This is a genomic window from Arcicella sp. GW458-12-2-14-TSB2 (assembly GCF_059423785.1).
The window spans coordinates 1-1,572 of sequence record NZ_JBWKYN010000347.1 but is presented as its reverse complement, the minus strand read 5'-3'; the positions used below and the strand labels follow the sequence as shown (position 1 = coordinate 1,572).

The 1,572-nt window shown below is 38.6% G+C and carries 1 protein-coding gene; it reads left to right on the top strand.

Annotated features, from left to right (window positions below):
• The first annotated feature begins 81 nt into the window (after positions 1–81).
• On the top strand, positions 82–1,413 hold the full coding sequence (locus AC07XN_RS24345) for an amidohydrolase (RefSeq protein WP_494744928.1): 1,332 nt from the start codon (positions 82–84) through the stop codon (positions 1,411–1,413).
• Positions 1,414–1,572 lie beyond the last annotated feature (159 nt).

Genomic DNA, 1,572 nt, shown 5'->3' with positions numbered 1-1,572 from the left:
GTATTAAACATTTGGCAGATGGTTTTTAAAATAGTAGATTTAGTTAAAATTCATTTCATCTTAAAACCAAACTATTATTATATGAAAAAGATAATTATGCCTATGGCGTTGTTGATATTTTCTTTATCAACATCATTTGGGCAAGGTGCAGTTGCTTTAAAATCTAAAATTGCGCAAAAGGCAGAATCGCTAGAAGCTAAAGTGGTTACTTGGAGAAGAGATTTTCACCAAAATCCAGAATTAGGAAACCGAGAATTTAAAACGGCTGAAAAAGTAGCAACACATTTACGTGCCTTAGGAATAGAAGTAAAAACAGGCGTAGGTAAAACGGGAGTAGTAGGGGTATTAAAGGGCGGTAAACCTGGTCCAGTAGTAGCCTTACGTGCGGATATGGATGGTTTACCTGTAAAGGAAAGAGTAGATATTCCTTTTGCTTCAAAAGCTACGGGCGAATATAACGGACAACCAGTAAGCATCATGCATGCTTGCGGGCACGATACACACGTGGCTATTCTGATGGGAACAGCAGAAATTTTAGCCTCGATGAAAAGTGAATTAAAAGGTACAGTAAAATTTATCTTCCAACCTGCCGAAGAAGGAGCACCAGAAGGCGAAGAGGGAGGAGCCGCTTTGATGATTAAAGAAGGCGTGTTAGAAAATCCTAAAGTAGATGCCATTTTTGGGTTACATATTAATTCGCAAACAGAAATCGGGAAAATAAAGTATCGTCCCGGCGGTACAATGGCTAGTTCTGACTGGTTTAAAATCAAAATCAAAGGCAAGCAATCGCACGGTGCCTACCCTTGGTCAAGTATTGACCCAATTGTGACGGCTTCGCAAGTGATTATGGGTTTACAAACCATCGTAAGTAGAAATGCACCTGTGACAGAATCGGCTGCGGTAGTTACAGTAGGGCAAATTAATGGTGGTGTCAGAAGTAATATTATTCCAGAGGAGGTAAATATGAACGGTACTATTCGTGCCTTAGATACTGGCGTACAAGATATGATTCATGCTCGTATTTCACAGATTGCCACCAATATTGCAGAAAGTGCGGGTGCAACAGCCGAAGTAAGCATTACTAGAATGTGCCCTGTTACGTATAATGATATTCCTTTGACTGAGAAAATGATTCCTACTTTGGATGGAGTAGCAGGGAAAGAAAACGTTTCAATCACTGCTGCCGTTACAGGTGCTGAAGATTTTGCTTTCTATCAACAAAAGGTGCCGGGCTTTTTCTTCTTTTTAGGAGGAGCACCTAAAGGAAAATCGCCAGCACAGACTCCGGCACACCATACGCCTGATTTTTATATTGACGAGGGTGGCTTTGTATTAGGGATGAAATCAATGGCTAGTTTGGTAGTTGATTACATGGAAATGAATCCTGTGGGGAAGATTAGTGTGGGGAAATAGGAGTTAATTTGAAGATTTGAGAATTTGAAGATTTGAAAATGGGGAAATTATATTACTTGAACTTATCAAATAATATTTCCCAATTTCAAATCTTCAATTGTTTTATTTGGGTCTATTTAATAATATTAACACATTCTCAAATCTTCAATTATTTTATTG